Source organism: Bacillus sp. DTU_2020_1000418_1_SI_GHA_SEK_038 (assembly GCF_032341175.1).
GTDB lineage: Bacteria > Bacillota > Bacilli > Bacillales > Cytobacillaceae > Cytobacillus.
In genome coordinates this window covers 2,876,878-2,898,094 of record NZ_CP135435.1, presented here as the reverse complement: position 1 = coordinate 2,898,094, position 21,217 = coordinate 2,876,878, and the positions used below count along the sequence as shown (strand labels likewise).

The window sequence follows — 21,217 nt, the reverse complement described above, 5'->3', positions numbered from 1 at the left end:
TTTTTGCTATGTTACTCAAATTTTTGAACGGTCGGTGATTAATAATGAGAATGGTTGATATTATTGAAAACAAACGAGACGGAAAAGAGCTAACTGCTGAAGAAATTCAATTTTTTATTAAGGGATATACAGATGAATCAATCCCTGACTATCAAGCTAGTGCCCTGATGATGGCGATTTATTTTCAGGGAATGACTGAAAAGGAAAGAGCCGATCTAACGATGGCGATGGTACAATCAGGCGACCAAATCGATTTATCAAAGATTGAAGGAATAAAGGTAGATAAGCATTCAACCGGCGGAGTTGGAGATACAACAACACTCGTATTAGGGCCACTCGTTGCAGCTATCGGCGTTCCCGTAGCAAAAATGTCCGGCAGAGGTCTCGGACATACGGGCGGGACGATTGATAAGTTGGAATCGGTAAAAGGATTCCATGTGGAACTGGAGAACGAAGAGTTTATTAATCTTGTAAATAAAAATAAAATTGCTGTCATTGGGCAAAGCGGGAATTTAACACCTGCTGATAAACAGCTATATGCTCTCAGGGATGTTACGGCTACTGTTGACAGCATCCCGCTAATCGCAGGCTCCATAATGAGTAAAAAAATCGCTGCTGGCGCTGATGCGATTGTTCTTGATGTCAAAACCGGCGCAGGGGCTTTCATGAAAACTCTCGATGACTCAAGGGAGCTTGCAAAGGCAATGGTCCAGATTGGAAATAATGTTGGCAGAAATACGATGGCAGTCATATCTGATATGAGCCAGCCGCTTGGATTTGCCATTGGGAATGCGCTGGAAGTAAAAGAAGCTATTGATACGCTAAAAGGGGAAGGTCCAGAGGATTTAACAGAACTATGCCTGACTTTAGGAAGCCATATGGTTTATTTAGCGCAAAAGGCCAATACACTGAAAGAAGCACGCACGATGCTAGAGGGTGTTATGAAGGATGGAACTGCTTTAAATGTCTTTAAAACCTTTTTAACCTCACAAGGCGGGGATGCAGCCATTGTTGATAATCCAGCCATGCTTCCACAGGCAAAGTATACATTTGAATTGGAAGCAAAGGAAGATGGCTACGTTTCTGAAATAGTCGCAGATGAAATTGGAACAGCAGCTATGCTTCTAGGAGCAGGAAGAGCTACGAAGGAATCTGCCATCGATCTTGCTGTTGGTTTAACTCTTCGCAAAAAAATTGGTGATCAAGTGAAAAAAGGCGATTCACTCGTAACCATTTATAGTAATTTCGAAAATATTTCCGAAGTTGAAAAAAAGCTATATGAGAATATAAGGATATCTAAGAATAAAGTAAACCCTCCAATTTTAATTCATGAGGAAATAACAGAATAAGCAGTGACAAACATAAAAACGTCAGTGGAATTTTTTCCTCTGGCGTATTTTTTATATTTTAATAAGTAACGCTTGAAGCAAATTTATAAAATATCCGATTATTAAAGAAAATATTCATTTTGACGAGGATCGAGTTGTATAATTTCCCTTCAAATGGAAAAGATGGAGGCTATAAAGAATGGAGGGTTATGTGATGAAACGAATAATCTCTATAATGGTAATCTCCTTTTTATTTGCATCGGCCTTTGTGCCATCTGCCTTTGCAAGGGAAAGTGAGGTAGACCTTGTTCAAAATGTGAAATCTGCTATTTTAATCGAGCGAGACACAGGGACAGTCCTATATGAAAAAAACAGTGAAGAGAAACTTCCCCCTGCAAGTATGACAAAGGTTATGACGATGCTTCTTATAATGGAAGCCATCGATGAGGGGAAGCTTTCCATGGATGAAAAGATTCGGACGAGCGAATATGCAGCTTCAATGGGAGGTTCCCAAATATTCCTTGAGCCTGGCGAGGAAATGACAACGAAGCAAATGTTAGAGGGGATTGCCATTGCATCTGGGAATGACGCATCGGTTGCCATGGCGGAAAGGCTAGCAGGATCTGAGGAAGAATTCGTCAAGCAAATGAACAAAAAGGCTGAAGAATTAGGATTAAAGAATACTGAATTCAAATCAGCAACTGGACTGCCTGGAAAAAAAGATTATAGTACTGCTCATGACATGGCAATTATGGCTAAGGAACTTCTCAAATATGAGGACATAACGAAATTTACGAGTACTTATGAATCCTACCTGCGTGAAGACACAGATAAAAAGTTTTGGCTAGTCAACACGAACAGGCTAGTTCGTTTCTACCCAGGTGTTGATGGACTAAAGACTGGATTTACAAATGAGGCTAAATATTGCTTAACAGCAACAGCACAAAAAGATGGTATGCGCGTTATAGCTGTTGTATTTGGAGCGCCAACCTCTAAGGATCGTAATGCACAAGTTACGAAAATGCTGGACTATGCATTTAGCCAATACAAAACCCACCCAATGTTTAAAAGAAACGTAGCACTAGGTCATGTTGCCATCAGCAAAGGTGACAAGAAAAAGGTAGAAGCCATTACAAGCGAGCCGATTTCCTTATTAACGAAAAAAGGAGAAAGCATTGAAAACATTAAACAATCTATTGTTTTGGACAAAAATATCAAGGCGCCCGTTAAAAAAGGTGATAAGGTCGGCACGCTAAAGCTCATTCAAGACGGAAAAACATTAGTAGAAAGCCCTCTAGTAGCAAAAGAGGCTAGCAAGGAAGCCAACTGGTGGACTTTGTATAAACGGTCCATTGGGATGTTTACACGGGCTGGAAATTAACAGAAATGTCGAAAATAACTATATGCCTTCTAGTTTTAGCGAATAAGCACTAGTTTTGTCTTTAGGAAGGAAATGCAAGTAAGAATATCGAATTGGACTCACTAGAGACTAGATAAGGAGGCTATAAGAGTGAGTCTTTCGATTGATTTAGAAATTAAAAGAGATGTCTTATGTATTCGTCTTAGCGGGGAATTAGATCATCATTCAGCTGATGAGCTGCGTGAACGAGCTACGAAGGCAATTGAAGATTATGATATCCACCATATTGTATTAAATCTTGAGCAGTTATCATTTATGGACAGCTCAGGACTAGGTGTTATTCTAGGCCGGTATAAACAAATTAAACAGCATCATGGTGAAATGGTCGTTTGTGCAATTTCTCCAGCCGTACAAAGATTATTCGAAATGTCGGGGTTATTTAAGATTATTCGCTTAGAACCGACGGAAGAATTTGCTTTGCAAAGACTGGGGGTTGCCTAATATGAAAAATGAAATGCATATTCAATTTAGTGCATTAAGCCAAAATGAATCATTTGCCCGTGTAACTGTTGCCGCATTTATTACTCAGCTCGATCCGACAATGGATGAACTGACAGAAATAAAGACCGTTGTTTCTGAAGCAGTTACGAATGCAATTATTCATGGCTATGAACAGGATCCAAATGGAATGGTTTATATATCGGTTAAAATGGAGGATGGCTTCATCGATATGTCTATTAGAGATGAGGGATCTGGGATTATGGATGTAGAGGAAGCCCGCCAGCCATTATTTACAACCAAGCCTGAGTTAGAAAGATCAGGTATGGGTTTTACGATTATGGAAAATTTTATGGATGAAATCGAAATTCAATCGCAGCCGGGGAAAGGCACAGAGATCCGATTAAAAAAGCATTTATCAAAAAGTAAAATGCTGTGTAATTAAGGAGTCTTGCTATGGATGTGGAGGTAAAAGCTGATAAAGGCCAAGCATTTTTGAAGGATTATGAAGTGAAGGATCTTATTAAAAAGAGCCAAGACGGGGATCAGAGTGCACGGGATACGATTGTTCAAAAGAACATGCGTCTTGTTTGGTCTGTTGTCCAGCGCTTTTTAAACAGGGGATATGAACCAGATGATCTCTTCCAAATCGGTTGTATTGGATTGCTAAAGTCTGTTGATAAATTCGATTTAAGCTATGATGTTAAGTTCTCAACGTATGCTGTGCCCATGATTATAGGAGAAATTCAGCGTTTTATTCGTGATGATGGGACAGTGAAGGTAAGCCGATCTCTTAAAGAAATGGGGAATAAAATTCGGAAGGCAAAAGATGAGTTATCAAAATCACTTGGCCGCATCCCGACTGTCAATGAGCTTTCTGAGTTTCTTGATATTCCGCCAGAGGATATTATTCTAGCTCAGGAAGCTGGACGCACCCCTTCGTCTATTCATGAAACCGTATATGAAAATGATGGGGACCCAATTACATTGCTCGATCAAATTGACGATGGCAATGAAGGGAAATGGTTCGATAAAATTGCCTTAAAAGAAGCCATTAATGATTTGGATGATAGGGAAAGATTAATCGTTTATTTACGTTATTACAAGGACCAGACCCAATCAGAGGTTGCAGCGAGACTTGGAATTTCACAGGTTCAGGTTTCACGGCTAGAGAAAAAGATACTTCAGCAAATGAAAGACCGTATGGATTTATGATCCATACGGTCTTTTTTACGTCTAGCTTCAGGGATTTGTACTTTTATACATCTAAATATTGGTAATCATGAAGTTAATATATGTAACTCATACTACATATATAAGGAAATCTATACGTAGGAAGTGAGCAAAATGGAACAGACGGTTTATATTCGATTGCGACATCGATTGCAAGTTCGACCGCGAAACTCCATTTTTTTAAAGGACATTGCGCAAATAATTGCCGATGAACAGATTTACGTTCAATTAAGAAATTTAAAAGTTTATGAGGTGAGTGAAAAGGATCGGAACATGATCGTAATAGATGTAATGAAAGTAATAAGGGATATAGTTAAAAAAATTCCTGAAGTGGAGATTCAAACGGTTGGACCCTCACAAGTAATCGTTGAAGTGGTGGCAAAAAAACGAAAGATATCCATTCCTCTATTTGTTTTAGTATGGCTCTTATTATTTTTTGGAGCTGGACTAACGATCATGAATTTCCATGAAGATGTCAGCATGCAGATTGTACAACAGCGTATTTATACGATTATGACTGGGGAGGTCGACTCAAAGCCGTTAATTTTCCAAATCCCTTACTCTATTGGTTTAGGTGCAGGAATGATTCTTTTTTTTAACCATTTATTTAAAAAGCGTTTAAATGAAGAGCCGAGCCCGCTGGAAGTGGAGATGTTTAATTATCAGATGGATTTGGACAGCTATATAACTTTGCATCAAAACAAAGAAAGTATGAAGAATATTGACGACCATTAATGTTGTTATTGTTGTGTTTATTGGTCTTGCCGGCGGGTTAGCGGTAGGTTCAGGCTTTGTCGCATTTTTGACCATATTTGGCATTATTCCTAGACTGACACAGCTTACTAAAACGATGAAAATGGTCCGATATTATGAGTGGGCAATCGTTTTAGGTGCTGTTATAGGTGCAGCTGCTACATTATGGGACCCCATATTAGCCTTTACTCCCTACATATTATTGCCAATTGGGTTAGCCTCAGGCGTGTTTGTAGGTATGGTTGCCGCAGCGTTGACAGAAGTATTAAATGTACTGCCAATTCTTGCGAAAAGAATTGGAGTTGATGGACAAATAGTTATTTTATTAATGGCGATTGTTTTCGGTAAAATCTTTGGCTCCTTATATCAATGGGTGTATTTTGTTGATAAATAATAGACCAAACCACAATGAAAGGATCATTTTATATGGATGATAGGAGAAGCGTGATTTTAGTTACAGATGGGGATGACTATGCTAGAAGGTCAATCGAGTATGTGGCAAAGGAAGTAGGTGGAAGATGTATTTCATTATCCCACGGGAATCCCACAGTATTAAGTGGTCCTCAAATCGTTAAACTGATAAAAAAAGCTTCCCATGATCCGGTTATCGTTATGTTTGATGATAGTGGCTTTGAAGGAGAAGGAGCAGGAGAAAAGGCCTTAAAATATGTAGCGTCCCATGAAGATATAGAAGTGCTGGGAATTATTGCTGTTGCCGCAAAAACGAGGCAGTCTGAATGGACAAGGGTAAATATCTGCATTGACCGGGAGGGAGAATTAACTCCGTATGGTGTGGATAAATATGGGCTCCCTGAGCTAGAAATAGGGAGATTAAACGGGGACACTGTGTATTGCCTGGATGAGCTAACTGTCCCTATTATTGTTGGAATTGGCGATATAGGTAAAATGTCGAAAAAAGATGACTTTACGATTGGGTCGCCCATAACGAGAAAGGCTGTAGACCTTATTTTGGAAAGGAGCGGTTATCGTGTCAGACAACAAGATGCAGAATAAAATACCTATCCCTGAATCATTACCTAAAATTCAAAAATATATGGAAGAACGAATTGGACTTGGAGTAAGCTTTGATTTAGGAATTAGAGAGCTTCAAATTCTAAAAAAAGATGTAAATTTGTATTATGTGAATGGATTAACGGATTCACTTATCATCGTTGAATTAATCGAAGAACTTGTTAATATTAACGATAATGAGAGACAGTCCTCCAAACTTTTTGAGATTATTGACAACCGTTTGGTGCATGGCTCTGTAGCAAAAATAGAAACGTTGGATGAACTTGTAGACCAGGTTCTTTCGGGATTAATTGCGGTAGTAGTTGAGGGAGAAACGACTGCATTTATCATAGATGTACGAAGCTATCCAGGGAGGTCGCCGCAGGAGCCAGATACAGAAAAAGTCATTCGTGGATCTAGGGATGGGTTTGTAGAAAACATTATATTGAATACGGCTTTAACTAGAAGAAGGATAAGGGATGAAAGACTTCGTTTTGAAATAACAAAAGTAGGAGAAAGATCAAAAACGGATGTAGCCATTGGTTATATTAAGGATGTTGCGGATCCGGATTTAATAGAAATTATCCGGAAAGAAATTGCGAACATTAAAATTGATGGCATCCCGATGGCTGATAAAACAGTAGAAGAATTTCTTTTCAAACAAGGATATGATCCTTTTCCATATGTTCGTTATACAGAGCGCGCAGATGTTGCGGCAACCCATTTACTCGAAGGGCATGTTCTCGTATATGTTGATACATCACCAAGTGTCATAATTACACCTACAACGTATTTCTATCATATGCAGCATGCGGAAGAGTATAGGCAGTCTCCCGCAGTAGGAACATTTGAACGCTGGATGCGGTTTATTGGGATATTTTCCTCCCTGTTTCTGTTGCCACTATGGTTTTTATTTGCTTTAGAACCGTCACTTTTGCCTGAAGGCCTTGAATTTATTGGTCCTAATAAAGAAACGAACGTTCCGATAATCGTACAAATATTTCTAGCTGATTTTGGTATAGAAATTCTGCGGATGGCAGCTATTCATACACCGACCCCCCTTGCCACAGCTATGGGATTAATTGCTGCTGTGTTAATTGGGCAAATTGCAATTGATGTTGGATTATTTGTCCCGGAAGTAATCCTTTATGTATCATTAGCGGCCATTGGAACTTATACGACTCCAAGTTACGAATTAAGTATTGCTAATAAAATTACAAGACTTTGTTTATTAATCGCGGTTGCCATATTCCATGGACCAGGGCTTATTGTTTCAATTACTATATTCATCATTTGGCTTGCAAGCAAAAGGCCGTTGAATACACCTTATTTATGGCCATTCATTCCATTTTATCCGAAAGCATTATTACAAGTGCTCATTCGAAGAGCGGTACCTGGATCGAAACTTCGTCCAAGTATAAACCGTCCTAGGGATCGAGTTAGGCAGCCGTAAAATAATAAAACAGCCTAGTATTTCCGATTGTGATTAGCTTGTTTTTATGTTAAAGTATTTGTAATATTTTCAATAGAATATGAAAGTAGACAGTATCTCTTGGGATTCTGTCTATTTATTTCTTAGGAATGAAGCTAAAAAAGAAGAGAATGGCGGATTTGATTATCAAGCCTCATAACAAGTGAATAAAATAAATTTAAGGCATGTAAACAACTGTGCTTTTAGGAAGAGGGGAAAATATGTATTTACATGGGACATCAAAAGTTAATTCTAAAGGTCATCTTGAAATAGGCGGAATAGACACGGTTGAACTTGCTAAGAAATATGGAACACCATTATATATTTATGATGTATCGTTAATAAGAGAGCGGGCAAGGGGTTTTAAACAAACATTTGAAAATTTAAAGGTACCGGCTCAGGTTGCCTATGCAAGCAAGGCTTTTTCAACAATTGCGATGGTTCAATTGGCAGAGGAAGAAGGACTATCTTTAGATGTTGTTTCAGGCGGTGAATTATATACAGCTTTAGCAGCGGATTTTCCTAGGGAGCGTATTCATTTTCACGGAAACAATAAAAGCAAGGAAGAACTTGAAATGGCACTAAAGCATGAGATTGGCTGTATTGTTGTTGATAACTTTTATGAGCTGGAGTTATTAAATTCGCTTTGCCAAACCTTGAAAATGAGCACAAAAATTTTATTAAGAGTGACTCCTGGAATTGAAGCGCATACCCATGATTATATTTTAACAGGACAAGCTGATTCTAAATTTGGTTTTGATTTGCAAAATGGCCAAGCAGAAAAGGCTCTTAAAATGGCCCTTGATTTTGAGAGAATCGAAGTATTAGGACTTCATTGTCACATCGGGTCGCAAATATTTGAAACAACAGGCTTTATTTTGGCCGCTAAGAAGCTTTTTGAAAAATTGCATGAATGGAAGGAATCTTTCTCTTATGAGTCCGAGGTGTTAAACTTAGGCGGAGGCTTTGGAATCCGCTATACGGATGAGGATAAGCCTTTGCCAGCGGCACAATATGTTGCCGAGATTATTGAAGAAGTGAAACAACAGGCAGAAAATTACTCCATGAAGATGCCTGAAATATGGATCGAGCCAGGAAGATCTTTAGTTGGAGATGCAGGAACGACTCTCTACAAAATCGGCTCTAGAAAAGAAGTGCCAAATGTTCGCCAATATGTGGCAGTTGATGGCGGGATGAGCGATAATATTCGCCCTGCACTGTATCAGGCGAAGTATGAGGCTGTTCTAGCCAATAGAGCGAATGAAAAGACGGAGGAAACTGTCTCGATTGCAGGAAAGTGCTGTGAATCAGGTGACATGCTTATTTGGGATCTTCCCCTTCCAAAATCGGATAGCGATGATTTATTAGCTGTATTTTGTACAGGAGCTTATGGTTATGCAATGGCTAATAACTATAATCGTCTCCCAAGACCTGCTGTCGTATTTGTCGAGAATGGGGAAGCGAAACTTGTTGTGAAACGGGAAACATATGATGATTTAATAAGAATGGATCTTTCAATTAAAGAAAAAATAAACAGTTAAGCTGCCCTTTTAGGCAGCTTTACGTTATTTTCAGTATGTAGCATGGAAATAATATTCTCTATCGTGTAAAATGAAGTTGTCCATTGTTTTTAAGATTTCTTTAGGAGGGGCAACCAAGGGTATATGAAGAAAAATAATTGGCTTCTTTTCGTTTTATTCTTAATAGGCAGCCTGGCATGGGGGCTTTTTTATTGGTTCGTCATTGTTCCATCTAAGTGAATCGGCTTTGAAAACTGTAAAAGGTGTAAAGCTGAATAAATAGCACTCGCGAGGGAACAAAGAGAAGTTTTGTACATATATTATTAACAAGTTTGAAATGATGAATATTTGGAGAAAATAGGGATAGAAATTAAAAACTAGCTCAATATTTGCATGTGTGAAACTAATCTAACACGCTATAAAGACTAATCATCATGGTGATAATATGGAACTCTCGTAAATAAAAGGGATTCCAATTAAAATATCGCATAAGTAAAACGGAGTATGAGCAAATTGGCAAGCCAACACTAAGTTTTACTAATAATGAGGGATAATATGTTAATTCGATATAAAAAGGCTTTTGAAAAGATTGCTATGGGACTTTTATCATTTATGCCAAATGAAAAGGATCTGAAGGTTTTACAGCAGACAATGAAGCAATATGAAACGGCTGAAAACAAGCAATTATTTCTCTGGAAGGACGGGGACGATATTATTGGCTTAATCGGTGTTTCATTTCTGGATGATTCTGCTATGATTGAGCATATTTCAGTCAATCCTTCACATAGGCATCAAGGCATTGGAAAGGCAATGGTTAAAGCATTGAAAGAAATGTTTGCCGAAAAAGAGTTAAGATCCAATGAGATGACTGATTCTTTTTTGAATAAATGTGATTTAAATACTGATGTATAAAATTCCTTAAAAAATTAGGCTCGAGCAATCGGATCAATACCGATTGCTATTTTTTTGCATCCAGCTCCTGCGCTTTTGTATTTAAAGCCATTAATCGTTCTTGGATGACTTGGCGTCGATCTCTCAGTGAATGCCGGTGAATTATGTCTTCATTATTTAAATCGCTATCTTCACACCAGTTTAGCCCTGCTTGTATACATTTATCCTTGCAGCTGGTAAGTAAAGAGGTATCCATTATCGGAAAATTATAGCTAGTGTATTGGCTGCCTTCTAAGAGGCTAGCTTGCCTTTTTTCTAATTCTAGCAGAAACTTTTCTTTGTTAAGGCCCAAATGTTCTATTTGCCCCCGGTTCTTTTGGAGAATTTGGATGGATTTTTCTAGTGTTCTTTTAGCACCGCCAATGTTCCCGCGCCGATGATGATAATTAGAAACAGCCAATAATATAAGACCAACCCAAATGGAATGCTTATTCTTTGGATCAACCTTTTTCCAATATTCCTCAAGGATTTCATGACACTCAAAATAATCCCGATCTCCATGGAAATGAATTAAATAATCAATATATTCATTTGGATACACGGCTTTCACCCCCAATGATGTTAATGTCTATTCTAACATAAGAATGGATGCGAATTAGGCTTCTCAACCATGATTATTTCCATATTTCAATAATAAAAACCCGGCTTACAACCGGGTTCACTTTAAATCTTGCCAAGCTAATCATATTATAATCTCCGAAGCTTTATGAGGTCTTCAGAAATTTAATCTGCCTACTTCATTAGAAGCACCAAGAAGCACCCACAATAATTAATAGGATAAACAACACGACAATCAGAGCAAATCCTGTGTGCCCAAAGCCTACATTTGACATACCTTATACCTCCTATTTATTTCAATTATTTGTTCAAAATCATCATATGTAGGCAAATGTTAAATGGTTTGGGCGAATGAAATGTTTTTTCTTCCAATTTCGTTGAATGAATAAGGTTTAAATTTCTATTGGATAACAACAATGAATAATTTATACTTATAATAGTGTTAACTGGGAATTTAAATAGAAATTTTGGTGAATATTTTATGCAGGATGTCATGCATTATAATGTAAAGATTGACGCGTTTGAAGGACCGCTCGATTTGCTGCTTCATCTGATCCACCGACTTGAAATCGATATATATGATATTCCAGTGGCAGAGATTACGGAGCAATATTTATTATATATCCATACAATGCAAGAGCTTCAATTAGATGTTGCAAGTGAATATTTAGTGATGGCCGCAACACTTCTAGCCATAAAAAGTAAAATGCTCCTTCCTAAGCATGATGAGGAGTTATTTGATGATGAGCTTTCCATTCAACAAGAAGAGAACCCAATGGACGAGCTAGTCGAGAAATTAATCGAATACCGTAAATATAAAGAAGTGGCTGTTGAACTAAAGGAAATGGAACAGGAAAGAGGCTTGATGTTTACAAAGCCTCCAAGCGACCTATCCGATTATGTTAAGGAAGTTCAAACTGAAAAAACGGATTTGAATGTGTCTCTATATGACATGCTCGGTGCGTTTCAAAAGCTATTGCGAAGGCAAAAGCTGCAGAAGCCAGTGACAACAAAAATTTCCCGCCAGGAAATTCCAATTGAAAAACGAATGGCTGAGATTTTAGATGATTTAAAGGGAATTAAAGGCAGAAAAAGCTTTAACGATTTGTTTACAGTCTCTGACCGGGAACATATTGTTGTCACATTTCTTGCTGTTTTAGAGCTCATTAAACGGAAAGAGATACATATAGAACAGGAGAAAAATTTCTCGGAAATATTCCTAATGATTGTATAGCTTTACGGTTAAACAAATGATTGTACAATAAAGGGGGCATAGATACTTGGAAGTAATCAATTGGAAAAGCATTGCAGAGAGCCTTCTTTTCGCAGCCGGGGATGAAGGTCTGTCTTTAAAACAAATCTCCATTGTCCTAGAGATCGATGAAATACAGGCTGAATCAATTATGAAAGAATTAATGGAGGATTACACTGATTCTTCACGAGGGATTACAATCGTTGAGCTAGCTGGAACCTTCCAGCTGGCAACGAAGAAAGAAAACTCCGATTACCTTAAGAAACTGGTCGTCACTCCGACAACTTCAGGTCTCTCTCAGGCTGCACTAGAGACACTTGCCATTATTGCATATAAACAACCAATAACGAGAGCGGAAATAGAAGAAATTAGAGGGGTCAAAACAGAGCGCCCCCTGCATACTTTAGCTGCAAAAGCCCTTATTAAAGAAGTAGGAAGGGCTGAAGGTACGGGGAGAGCCTATTTATATGGAACGACTAAGGAGTTCCTTGATTATTTTGGCTTAAAGCGAATAGAAGAACTGCCGCCACTTCCAGAAAAAATTGACGGGGATGATTTCCTGCAGGAGGATGCAGATTTATTTTTCGGGAAATTCCAGGAAACATTAGAATCTTGAGTTTAGTCATTTATCTCATGTAATTTATGTTAAAATATAACTATATCGAATTATAACATTATTACATATGGGGATATAGTTCTGGGAGGGTTTTACATGATCATTAATCAGTGTAATGGCTATGAGCTCGAAAAAGAAAAATCGAATACTTCAGAGGATTTCTTTAATCGAAGTGAAATTACTTTTGAAGAAGATGGTGTAGAAAAAACTTTGCATGTATTGTATGTCCGCTATTTTGAGGACTTGTTAAGTGAATTTACACCGTTTGAATCGAATCCAATTTTTACTGCAGGCGAGAGGGCAGTGGAATTGAAAGATATTGTTGCTCTTGTATGTTTATTGAAAAACCCTGGCTTCCGCCACCGCAAACGGGTCTACATAAATACACAAATGGAGTTTGCTTCCTATTTTCAGGATATAGATTTCTCTAAACTCCCTGCCATTTTTGAAGCTTTGGTGAGTCAAAAAAGCTATCATCTCCGCTCACCATTAGAATATATTGTCCAGCCCAAATAGAATAATAAATTAGAAAAGCAGCCCTATAGCTGCTTTTTTTTATGCAATTTTTCATGCAGTTGCTCATACGATAGAAGCGGACATAGAAAAAGCAGGAAAGAGGGATCAGTATGGGCCGTCTGGATGAGTATATTCAAGAAGTATTTAAGTGGAATCAAGAGATGCGTGCATTTCTCGAATCGGAGGATACTGAAGGGAAATCGGAACTTTGGAACAAACTGGAGCGCCTAACAGATATCATGGAAGGGATTAAGAGCCCGCAAAGTATTGAGGAGCTTTCTGTTTTACAAAATCATGTTGATGAGCTTCATTCGGACTTAGAGAAATATTTTCATGAAAGGCAGCAGATCGGGACCATTTATATGCACGAACCGAATGTAGCAGCAGGCAACCATACGCTTCCCCCGCTTCCATATCCATATAATGCGCTCGAGCCCTATATATCAGAAGAAATTATGAGGCTACACCATGACAAACATCATAAATCGTATGTTGATGGCTTAAATAAAGCAGAAACTGCGTTGCATGAAGCAAGGAAAACCGGAGATTTTTCACTAGTGAAACATTGGTCAAGGGAACTGGCATTCCATGGATCTGGCCACTATTTGCACACAATTTTTTGGAGTAATATGAAGCCTAAAGGCGGGGGGAAACCATCCGGAGGTTTGTTGAAAGAAATAGAGAAATATTTTGGAGGCTTTGAATCATTCAAGAAGCATTTCAGTGAAGCAGCTAAGGGAGTCGAAGGTGTTGGCTGGGCTATACTCGTATGGTCCCCACGATCTCGTCATCTTGAAATTCTCCAATCTGAAAGGCATATGATTTTAACCCAATGGGACACGATCCCGTTATTAGTTCTGGATGTTTGGGAGCATGCCTATTATCTGCAATACAAAAATAATCGTGGTGATTATGTAAATAACTGGTGGAATCTTGTGAATTGGAAAAATGTTGAGGAGCGTTTCCGAATCGCATCAGAGCTAAAATGGAAACCATATTAATCGATTAGAGTTAGCGGAAAACATTTAGTTTTTCGCTTTTCTGTTTTTTAAACACTTCTTATTTACGAAGAGGTACTGCCCTCAAGTTCGTGTTTTTTGTCATAACCCCGCTTGTCCCGCATAAAATTGTACTAAGAAAAGCGGAAGCGACTTCGGAACAATCAAAGGACAATTGTTCCTGCGATGAATATTCGCAGAAGCTTTCCTTTGTGTCCAGCCCCGACAAGCATAAGCCAAGCAGGCGAGAAGGGGTGTTCCTTCCCTTCTTGACTAATTGGCTTATGACCTCGAGGTCGACAAAAACGCGACGTCCTGTCGCAATGTCGACACTAGTACGTCCTATACGTTGGGGCTAGGCGCTGGAGCTAGACAAAAAGAAAGCTCGGGCTCCTAGGTGCAGGAGCTAGACATAAGAAATGCTACAGGAGACGGGGTTTTACAATGAAAAAATTTAAAAATCTTTTGATCTTTCCATTGATAGCTGTACTCTTAGCCGGATTGATTCCGCAGAAGGCAAAAGCTTCTGTTAATGTAAGTGCGCGCAGTGCTATTGTGATGGAGCAGGGATCTGGAAGAATATTATTTGAAAAAGATGCGTTTACACCGAGAAGAATAGCCAGCATCACTAAAATTATGACTGCGATTTTGGCCATTGAATCGGGGAAAATGGACGAGATGGTGAAGGTTAGTGAGAAAGCAGTGAGGGCAGAGGGATCATCCATTTATTTAATACCTGGGGAGAAAATTAAATTGGAGGATTTAGTTTATGGTTTGATGCTCCGTTCAGGGAATGATGCGGCAGTTGCCATTGCAGAACATATTGGGGGGAGCTTAGACGGCTTTGTTTTTTTAATGAATCAAAAAGCGGAGGAAATTGGAATGGAAAATACCCATTTCGCGAACCCCCATGGGCTCGATGATCATGAAAATCACTATTCAACAGCGTATGATATGGCATTATTAACCCGTTATGCAATGAATAATAAAGAATATGGCAAAATTTCCGGTACAAAAGTTCATAAGACACCGCATCCTAATGAAAGCTGGGATCGAAAATGGACGAATAAAAATCGCTTACTTTCAGATTATGAATATTGTACAGGCGGAAAAACCGGATTTACGAAGCGGGCAAAACGGACTTTAGTCACAACTGCTTCCAAGGGAGAGCTTGATTTAATCGCTGTAACGTTAAATGCGACTGGACAATCGGATTGGAATGATCATATCCAAATGTATGAAATGGGTTTTAAAAACTACAGTTTAACAGAGGTTTTGCCGAAGGGTATCATTAAGGAAATAAAGGACAAGGTTTATAAAAAGAAAGTGTTTTTGGAGGCTGGTTTCAATTACCCCATTACAAGGGATGAGAAAGACCTTTTCGAGATTGAATATAAAATGATGAAGCCCGACAGGAAGTGGGAGGACGGAGAGAACATTCCTGATATTGTTGGTAAGGCGACTGTTTATTTTGATAACCGCCCATTAAAAACATTACCTATCTATTTTAAACAGGAAAGAACGAAAGAGAAGGGTTCCTTTTTTGGCATTTTTAGAAATATTTTTATTTCTATCGTTGGTGTGAAAGACAATGATTAATATTATTTGGGCATTGATGGCGTTAATTGGCATTGTTTTTGCTATGGTAAATGGGACGATGAATGAAGTAAATGAGGCGGTTTTCAAAGGTGCAGCTGAGGCTGTTACCCTCTGTATTGGCTTAATTAGTATTCTCGTATTCTGGTTAGGAATGATGAAAATTGCAGAGAATGCTGGGCTATTAAATAAACTTTCTCAAGTTTTTAAACCGATAGTAAAACGGCTCTTTCCCGAGGTACCTACAAATCATCCAGCAATGGGGTATATTCTATCCAATATGATGGCAAATATGTTCGGGTTAGGAAATGCAGCCACACCTCTTGGGATAAAGGCAATGGAAGAATTAAAAAATTTAAACGGAGGAAAAAATGAAGCTACCCGCTCGATGATCACTTTCCTTGCTATAAATACGTCAAGCATCACCCTTATTCCAACGATGGTTATTGCCATACGGATGAAGTATGAATCCGTTTCACCAACAGAGATTGTCGGTCCAACATTAATTGCATCCATAAGCTCGGCTATCGGGGCTATCTTAATTGATCGGTATTTCTATTATCGAAGAACAAGAAAAGGATGAAGCTGCATGCAAATTGTATCTGTTATCTCTCTATGGTTTATTCCCGTCCTTATTGGCTTCATATTATTATATGGGACTATTAAGCGTGTTCCCACTTATGAAAGCTTTGTAGACGGGGGAAAAGAAGGAATAAAAATTGCTGTATCGATCATACCTTTTCTTGTTGGCATGCTAGTTGCGATCTCCATCTTTCGTGCATCAGGGGCTTTGGAATATTTCGTTGAGTTAATTAGGCCAGCACTTGAAGCAATTGGTGTACCTCCTGAAATCTTTCCACTTGCTATTATCCGCCCGATTTCAGGCTCTGCTGCACTTGGCATGACAAGTGATCTTATCGCTACATACGGACCTGATTCTTTCATAGGCCGTCTTGCATCCGTCCTTCAAGGAAGCACAGATACGACATTTTATGTTTTAACTGTTTATTTTGGAGCAGTTGGAATAAAAAAAATGGGGGATGCATTAAAAGTGGGATTATTGGCAGATTTGGTCGGAATAATTGCAGCTATCATTGTCGTGACACTTGTTTTCGGTATGTAAATAGTTTTGTACGAAGATACCTCCGAAATGGTATCTTTTTTTTGCTAAAAAACCCTTACTTTGAAAAAAGCTTGATTTATGTCATAATTCAAAAGGATAGAATTAGGTAAAATCCTTATATGAAAGCATTTTAAGTTGGGGTGACATAATTGGAAAGATTACAAAAAGTGATTGCACATGCTGGTTTTGCTTCAAGAAGAAAGGCTGAGCAGTTAATTGTTGAAGGACATGTTAAAGTAAACGGTAAAATTGTGAAGGAGCTTGGTGTCAAAGTTACTTCCTCTGATAAAGTGGAGGTAAACGGAATTCCTATTGAAAGGGAAGAGCCGGTATATTTCCTTCTTTATAAACCAAGGGGAGTTATTTCCAGTGTTCAAGATGACAAAGGCAGAAAAGTTGTTACAGATTATTTAGCAAATATTGAACAGAGAATTTACCCAGTTGGCCGGTTAGATTATGATACATCTGGCCTTCTTTTACTAACGAACGATGGGGAATTTGCCAATTTACTTATGCATCCGAAAAGCCAAGTAGAGAAGGTATATGTAGCGAAGGTAAAAGGAATTCCATCACGTGAAAAAACGCGAAGTTTGGAAAAAGGTATTAAGCTGGAAGATGGAATGACAGCACCTGCACGCGTAAAAATGCTATCGATGGATAAGAAGAAGCAAACAGCCATTATCGAACTAACAATCCATGAAGGACGAAACCGCCAAGTAAGAAGAATGCTTGAAGCAATTGGACACCCAGTAATGAAATTAAAACGCGAAAGATATGGAACACTTACACTTCATGGGCTAAAAGCAGGAGAAGCGAGAGAATTAACAGCTCATGAAGTAAAACAGCTCCGTGTACTTGCTCAAGCAAAATAGGTTTTTAATTAAATTTCATAGAATAGTCACACTTCCTTCATATTGTAAACATTATCATAATGGTGATAAATGCTATAATTAATAGGAGCTTCTCTGTTATTCTCGTTAGTTATCATAGAAATAATGGGTGCATAAAGCTTCATGAATCATGTTTTAAAAGGGGATATATGAATGAAAAAAAAGCGTTTAGTTATAAGGACAATCATATTGCTTATATTAGGCGCCACTGTCGCTTACACTTTATATGCAAACTTTACGAAGGATGATGTTAAGAAAGTAGCAATTGGTGAAAAAGCACCTGATTTTGTCCTTATGGATATGAACGGTGAAAAACATCGTTTATCCGATTATGAAGGACAAGGGGTCTTTTTAAATTTCTGGGGTACTTGGTGTAAGCCATGTGAACGTGAGATGCCTTATATGGATAATCAATATAAGGAATTTAAAGACAAAGGCGTAACGATTCTAGCTGTCAATGTAGGTGAATCGGATCTGGCTGTACAGAAATTTTCAGATAAACATAACTTAACTTTTCCTATATTAAAAGATACGGATGGTCAAGTGCAAACCGCATATAAAATAAGTCCTCTTCCTGCTACATATATGATTGATAAGGATGGAAAAGTCGTTAAATATCATACCGGAGAGCTTTCAGAAGACATGATTAGAGATATGATGGAGCAGGTTAAACCATAAGATATAGGGAGTTTTTAAAAATGAAAGACGTAAAATGTGAATGCGGACATGTAAACCCGCATGGAACGATTCTTTGTGAAGCATGCGGGAGAATTCTTGAAGAGCATGAGAAAGAGAAGAAACTTGTAGATATGCGCTATGAGGGGAGTGCCCGCCGTTCGCAAACTTACAACAAGACAATTGTAGATAAAGTTTGGAATTTCTTTTCATCCGTGAAGGTTGGGGTGTGGCTGATTGTTATCACACTAGTTGCCTCTGCACTTGGAACTATACTGCCACAAGAAATGTATATTCCGCCTGTTATGCCTGCTAACGAGTATTATGAAGATCAGTATGGATGGATTGGTAAGTTATATTATGAGCTTGGGTTCCATAATCTTTACAGCTCTTGGTGGTATTTAATATTAATTGCATCAATAGGGATTTCACTTGTTATTTGTAGCTTAGACCGCGTTATTCCGCTTTATCGCGCTTTAAAGGCTCAGCGTGTTACCAGACATGAAGGATTCTTAAAGCGTCAGCGCCTGTTTGGCATTTCGGAAGTAACAAATCTTGATCATTCATATGAAAAAGTAAAAGAAAAGTTGAAAGCTAAACGATACAATATTCGCGAAGAAGAGGGAAATATCCTTGCTGAAAAAGGGCGGTTTTCAAGATGGGGCCCTTATGTTAACCATATTGGCTTAATAATTTTTCTAATTGGCGGGATGCTTCGTTTTGTCCCTGGCATGTATGTTGACAAGGTCCTGTGGCTTCGTGAAGGTGAAACGAAAGTTATTCCGGAAACGCACGGGGAATATTACTTGAAAAATGACCGTTTTATCCTTGAAGTTTATGAGAAAGATAAAGATAAAGAGGTTTTTGATGCTGCGCTTGAAAAAACCGGAATGGTCGCTAAAAATTTCCAATCTAATGTAACTCTATACAAAAGAAAAGGGGAAGCAATTGCTGGGGAAAAGCCTGAGCTCGAAAAAGTAAAGGATTACGAGATTCGTGTAAACGATCCATTAAAGTTTGAAAGCTTTGCCTTATATCAAGTTGAATATAAACTTGATGAACTAAATAAAATGACTTTTGCTCTTGCTAATAAACAAACGAATGAGGAATACGGAAATCTAACAGTAGATTTATTTGATCCAAAGGATAAATATGATTTAGGAAAAGGGTATTCTGTTGAAGTTATGAGTTATTTCCCAGACTTTGAATTTGATAAAAGTGGAGAGCCAATAACAAAATCGAGAATTCCTAACAATCCTGCTTTCGTATTTAAAATGATTACTCCAGATAAGCCAGAAGGAGAAATCAGTTTTGTAGCCATCCGTCAGACAATCGAGCCATTTGGGGATAACAACTATAAAATTGCTTTTAAAGGTGTAGAAACGAAAAATGTTACAGCTTTAACTGTCCGCAAAGATTTAACACTCTGGATCATCGCATTAGGCGGATTGATTTTCATGATTGGGGTTGCTCAAGGCTCTTATTGGACGCACCGCCGCATATGGGTTCGCAGGATAAATGGAGAGGTTTGGGTAGCTGGACATACAAATAAAAACTGGCACGGATTAAAGAGAGAAATACAAGCTGTTTTAGAGGGAACTAGTATTAAAGAGCCCCTTGACCAAACAGAAAATGAAAAAACAGCATAAGGAGGGAACCCTAGGTTGGTTAATCTAAGCGGTAATTTATTATATACAGCTTTTATTCTTTACATTATTGCCACTGTGCTATTTGCAGGCTCAATTAAGGATAAGAGGAACGAGAAAAAAGGGCCAAACAGATGGGCGCAGCTTGGCCTCTTAGTAAGTATAATCGGCTTTGTTGCTCAATTAGGCTATTTTATCACTCGTTGGATTGCAGCTGGACACGCCCCAGTTAGCAACATGTTTGAATTTGTGACATTCTTTGGAATGTCTCTCGTTGGTGCTTTTATTATTATTTACTTTATTTACAAAACTCCTTTATTGGGATTATTTACAATGCCAGTAGCCTTGCTGCTAATTGCATATGCAAGCATGTTCCCTAGAGACATTTCACCTCTAATTCCTGCATTGCAAAGTGACTGGCTATATATTCACGTTATAACAACGGCTGTGGGACAAGCGATATTATCAATTAGTTTTGTGGCAGGAATTCTTTATTTAGTGAAAGCTGTTGATCAGACAAAATCTAGCAAACGTACTGTTTGGTTAGAGGTTGTTATGTTCGGCTTAACCTGCACACTTGGTTATATAATTATATCTACCAGCTTCTCTGCAATGGATTATAAAGCTGAATTTAATTGGATTAATAAAGAAGGACAGAATGCTACATTCGAATATGGGATGCCTGCAATAACGGGTCCTCATGAAGGTGAACTTGTTACAGCTGGAAAGTTTGAGCCAATTGTTGAAGTTCCTGCCATTATTAATGCGAAAAAATTAAATACAGTTATTTGGTCATTAGGAGCAGGGATTATATTATATTTATTATTTAGACTTGTGCTAAGGAAACGTATAGGAGCTGCATTACAGCCAATCGTAAGAAAAATCAATCTTGATTTAGTTGATGAGATTGGTTATCGGTCTGTACTAATTGGATTTCCAATTTTCTCGCTGGGTGGTTTAGTATTTGCGATGATATGGGCCCAAATAGCCTGGACTCGCTTTTGGGGATGGGATCCAAAGGAAGTATGGGCACTTATTACATTCCTTTTCTATGCAGCCTTTCTTCACCTCCGGTTATCTAAAGGCTGGCACGGTGAAAAATCTGCATGGCTTGCCGTTATCGGCTTTGTTATTATCATGTTTAATTTAGTGGCAGTTAACCTAGTAATCGCTGGTTTGCATTCATACGCAGGATCTTAAATCGGGTCATTTTGTTTTTATC

24 protein-coding genes are annotated in these 21,217 nt (G+C 38.3%); 22 read left to right on the top strand and 2 right to left on the bottom strand.

Annotated features, from left to right (window positions below):
• Positions 1-44: 44 nt before the first annotated feature.
• The 11 genes from RRV45_RS14390 (at position 45) to RRV45_RS14340 (ending at position 10,086) form a co-directional block, all read left to right on the top strand.
• Positions 45-1,349, top strand: a complete 1,305-nt coding sequence (locus tag RRV45_RS14390) for a pyrimidine-nucleoside phosphorylase (RefSeq protein WP_315665380.1) — start codon at positions 45-47, stop codon at positions 1,347-1,349.
• A gap of 193 nt (positions 1,350-1,542) precedes the next feature.
• Positions 1,543-2,709, top strand: a complete 1,167-nt coding sequence (locus RRV45_RS14385) for a D-alanyl-D-alanine carboxypeptidase family protein (RefSeq protein WP_315665379.1) — start codon at positions 1,543-1,545, stop codon at positions 2,707-2,709.
• A 129-nt stretch (positions 2,710-2,838) separates the two neighbouring features.
• The gene (gene spoIIAA, locus RRV45_RS14380; protein ID WP_315665378.1) at positions 2,839-3,189 is read left to right on the top strand and encodes an anti-sigma F factor antagonist; all 351 of its coding nucleotides are present in this window, start codon (positions 2,839-2,841) and stop codon (positions 3,187-3,189) included.
• A gap of 1 nt (position 3,190) precedes the next feature.
• Positions 3,191-3,631, top strand: a complete 441-nt coding sequence (gene spoIIAB / locus RRV45_RS14375) for an anti-sigma F factor (protein WP_315665377.1) — start codon at positions 3,191-3,193, stop codon at positions 3,629-3,631.
• Positions 3,632-3,642: 11 nt separating this feature from the next.
• Positions 3,643-4,401: an RNA polymerase sporulation sigma factor SigF gene (gene sigF, locus RRV45_RS14370; RefSeq protein WP_315665376.1), complete on the top strand. Its 759-nt coding sequence runs from the start codon at positions 3,643-3,645 to the stop codon at positions 4,399-4,401.
• Between the two features lie 132 nt (positions 4,402-4,533).
• Positions 4,534-5,154: a stage V sporulation protein AA gene (locus RRV45_RS14365; protein ID WP_315665375.1), complete on the top strand. Its 621-nt coding sequence runs from the start codon at positions 4,534-4,536 to the stop codon at positions 5,152-5,154.
• Positions 5,141-5,566: a stage V sporulation protein AB gene (locus tag RRV45_RS14360; RefSeq protein WP_315665374.1), complete on the top strand. Its 426-nt coding sequence runs from the start codon at positions 5,141-5,143 to the stop codon at positions 5,564-5,566. The genes RRV45_RS14365 and RRV45_RS14360 overlap by 14 nt, the downstream gene beginning before the upstream one ends.
• 32 nt (positions 5,567-5,598) lie before the next feature.
• Complete coding sequence (locus tag RRV45_RS14355; protein ID WP_315665373.1) at positions 5,599-6,186, top strand: stage V sporulation protein AE; 588 nt, start codon at positions 5,599-5,601, stop codon at positions 6,184-6,186.
• Complete coding sequence (locus RRV45_RS14350) at positions 6,176-7,636, top strand: spore germination protein (protein ID WP_315669041.1); 1,461 nt, start codon at positions 6,176-6,178, stop codon at positions 7,634-7,636. Before RRV45_RS14355 ends, RRV45_RS14350 begins: the two co-directional genes overlap by 11 nt.
• 239 nt (positions 7,637-7,875) lie before the next feature.
• A complete protein-coding gene (lysA, locus tag RRV45_RS14345; protein WP_315665372.1) occupies positions 7,876-9,195 on the top strand; it encodes a diaminopimelate decarboxylase in 1,320 nt (439 codons plus the stop codon).
• Positions 9,196-9,729: 534 nt separating this feature from the next.
• The gene (locus tag RRV45_RS14340; protein WP_315665371.1) at positions 9,730-10,086 is read left to right on the top strand and encodes a GNAT family N-acetyltransferase; all 357 of its coding nucleotides are present in this window, start codon (positions 9,730-9,732) and stop codon (positions 10,084-10,086) included.
• Positions 10,087-10,132: 46 nt separating this feature from the next.
• Here RRV45_RS14340 and RRV45_RS14335 read toward each other — a convergent pair whose 3' ends face one another.
• Both RRV45_RS14335 and RRV45_RS14330 read right to left on the bottom strand, forming a co-directional pair.
• Positions 10,133-10,666 (bottom strand): DUF309 domain-containing protein, encoded by a 534-nt coding sequence (locus RRV45_RS14335; RefSeq protein ID WP_315665370.1) that lies wholly within the window; start codon positions 10,664-10,666, stop codon positions 10,133-10,135.
• A 199-nt stretch (positions 10,667-10,865) separates the two neighbouring features.
• Entirely contained in the window at positions 10,866-10,958 is a 93-nt protein-coding gene (locus RRV45_RS14330) for a YjcZ family sporulation protein (protein WP_315665369.1), read from the bottom strand.
• Between the two features lie 218 nt (positions 10,959-11,176).
• Between RRV45_RS14330 and RRV45_RS14325 the strand changes: the two genes are divergently transcribed.
• From RRV45_RS14325 to ccsB, 11 genes are all read left to right on the top strand, one after another.
• Positions 11,177-11,917: a segregation/condensation protein A gene (locus tag RRV45_RS14325; RefSeq protein WP_315669040.1), complete on the top strand. Its 741-nt coding sequence runs from the start codon at positions 11,177-11,179 to the stop codon at positions 11,915-11,917.
• Between the two features lie 46 nt (positions 11,918-11,963).
• A complete protein-coding gene (gene scpB, locus RRV45_RS14320) occupies positions 11,964-12,551 on the top strand; it encodes an SMC-Scp complex subunit ScpB (protein ID WP_315665368.1) in 588 nt (195 codons plus the stop codon).
• Positions 12,552-12,647: 96 nt separating this feature from the next.
• On the top strand, positions 12,648-13,067 hold the full coding sequence (locus RRV45_RS14315) for a hypothetical protein (protein ID WP_315665367.1): 420 nt from the start codon (positions 12,648-12,650) through the stop codon (positions 13,065-13,067).
• A 110-nt stretch (positions 13,068-13,177) separates the two neighbouring features.
• Positions 13,178-14,068, top strand: coding sequence for a superoxide dismutase (locus RRV45_RS14310; protein WP_315665366.1), 891 nt, complete (start codon positions 13,178-13,180; stop codon positions 14,066-14,068).
• A 441-nt stretch (positions 14,069-14,509) separates the two neighbouring features.
• Positions 14,510-15,664, top strand: coding sequence for a D-alanyl-D-alanine carboxypeptidase family protein (locus tag RRV45_RS14305; protein ID WP_315665365.1), 1,155 nt, complete (start codon positions 14,510-14,512; stop codon positions 15,662-15,664).
• Positions 15,657-16,244, top strand: a complete 588-nt coding sequence (locus RRV45_RS14300) for a nucleoside recognition domain-containing protein (protein WP_315665364.1) — start codon at positions 15,657-15,659, stop codon at positions 16,242-16,244. The genes RRV45_RS14305 and RRV45_RS14300 overlap by 8 nt, the downstream gene beginning before the upstream one ends.
• Before the next feature lie 6 nt (positions 16,245-16,250).
• Positions 16,251-16,784, top strand: coding sequence for a spore maturation protein (locus RRV45_RS14295; RefSeq protein WP_315665363.1), 534 nt, complete (start codon positions 16,251-16,253; stop codon positions 16,782-16,784).
• A gap of 149 nt (positions 16,785-16,933) precedes the next feature.
• Positions 16,934-17,656 (top strand): 23S rRNA pseudouridine(2605) synthase RluB, encoded by a 723-nt coding sequence (rluB, locus tag RRV45_RS14290; protein ID WP_315665362.1) that lies wholly within the window; start codon positions 16,934-16,936, stop codon positions 17,654-17,656.
• A 171-nt stretch (positions 17,657-17,827) separates the two neighbouring features.
• The gene (resA, locus tag RRV45_RS14285) at positions 17,828-18,352 is read left to right on the top strand and encodes a thiol-disulfide oxidoreductase ResA (protein ID WP_315665361.1); all 525 of its coding nucleotides are present in this window, start codon (positions 17,828-17,830) and stop codon (positions 18,350-18,352) included.
• A 20-nt stretch (positions 18,353-18,372) separates the two neighbouring features.
• On the top strand, positions 18,373-19,998 hold the full coding sequence (locus RRV45_RS14280) for a cytochrome c biogenesis protein ResB (protein WP_315665360.1): 1,626 nt from the start codon (positions 18,373-18,375) through the stop codon (positions 19,996-19,998).
• Positions 19,999-20,013: 15 nt separating this feature from the next.
• Complete coding sequence (ccsB, locus tag RRV45_RS14275; protein ID WP_315665359.1) at positions 20,014-21,195, top strand: c-type cytochrome biogenesis protein CcsB; 1,182 nt, start codon at positions 20,014-20,016, stop codon at positions 21,193-21,195.
• Positions 21,196-21,217 lie beyond the last annotated feature (22 nt).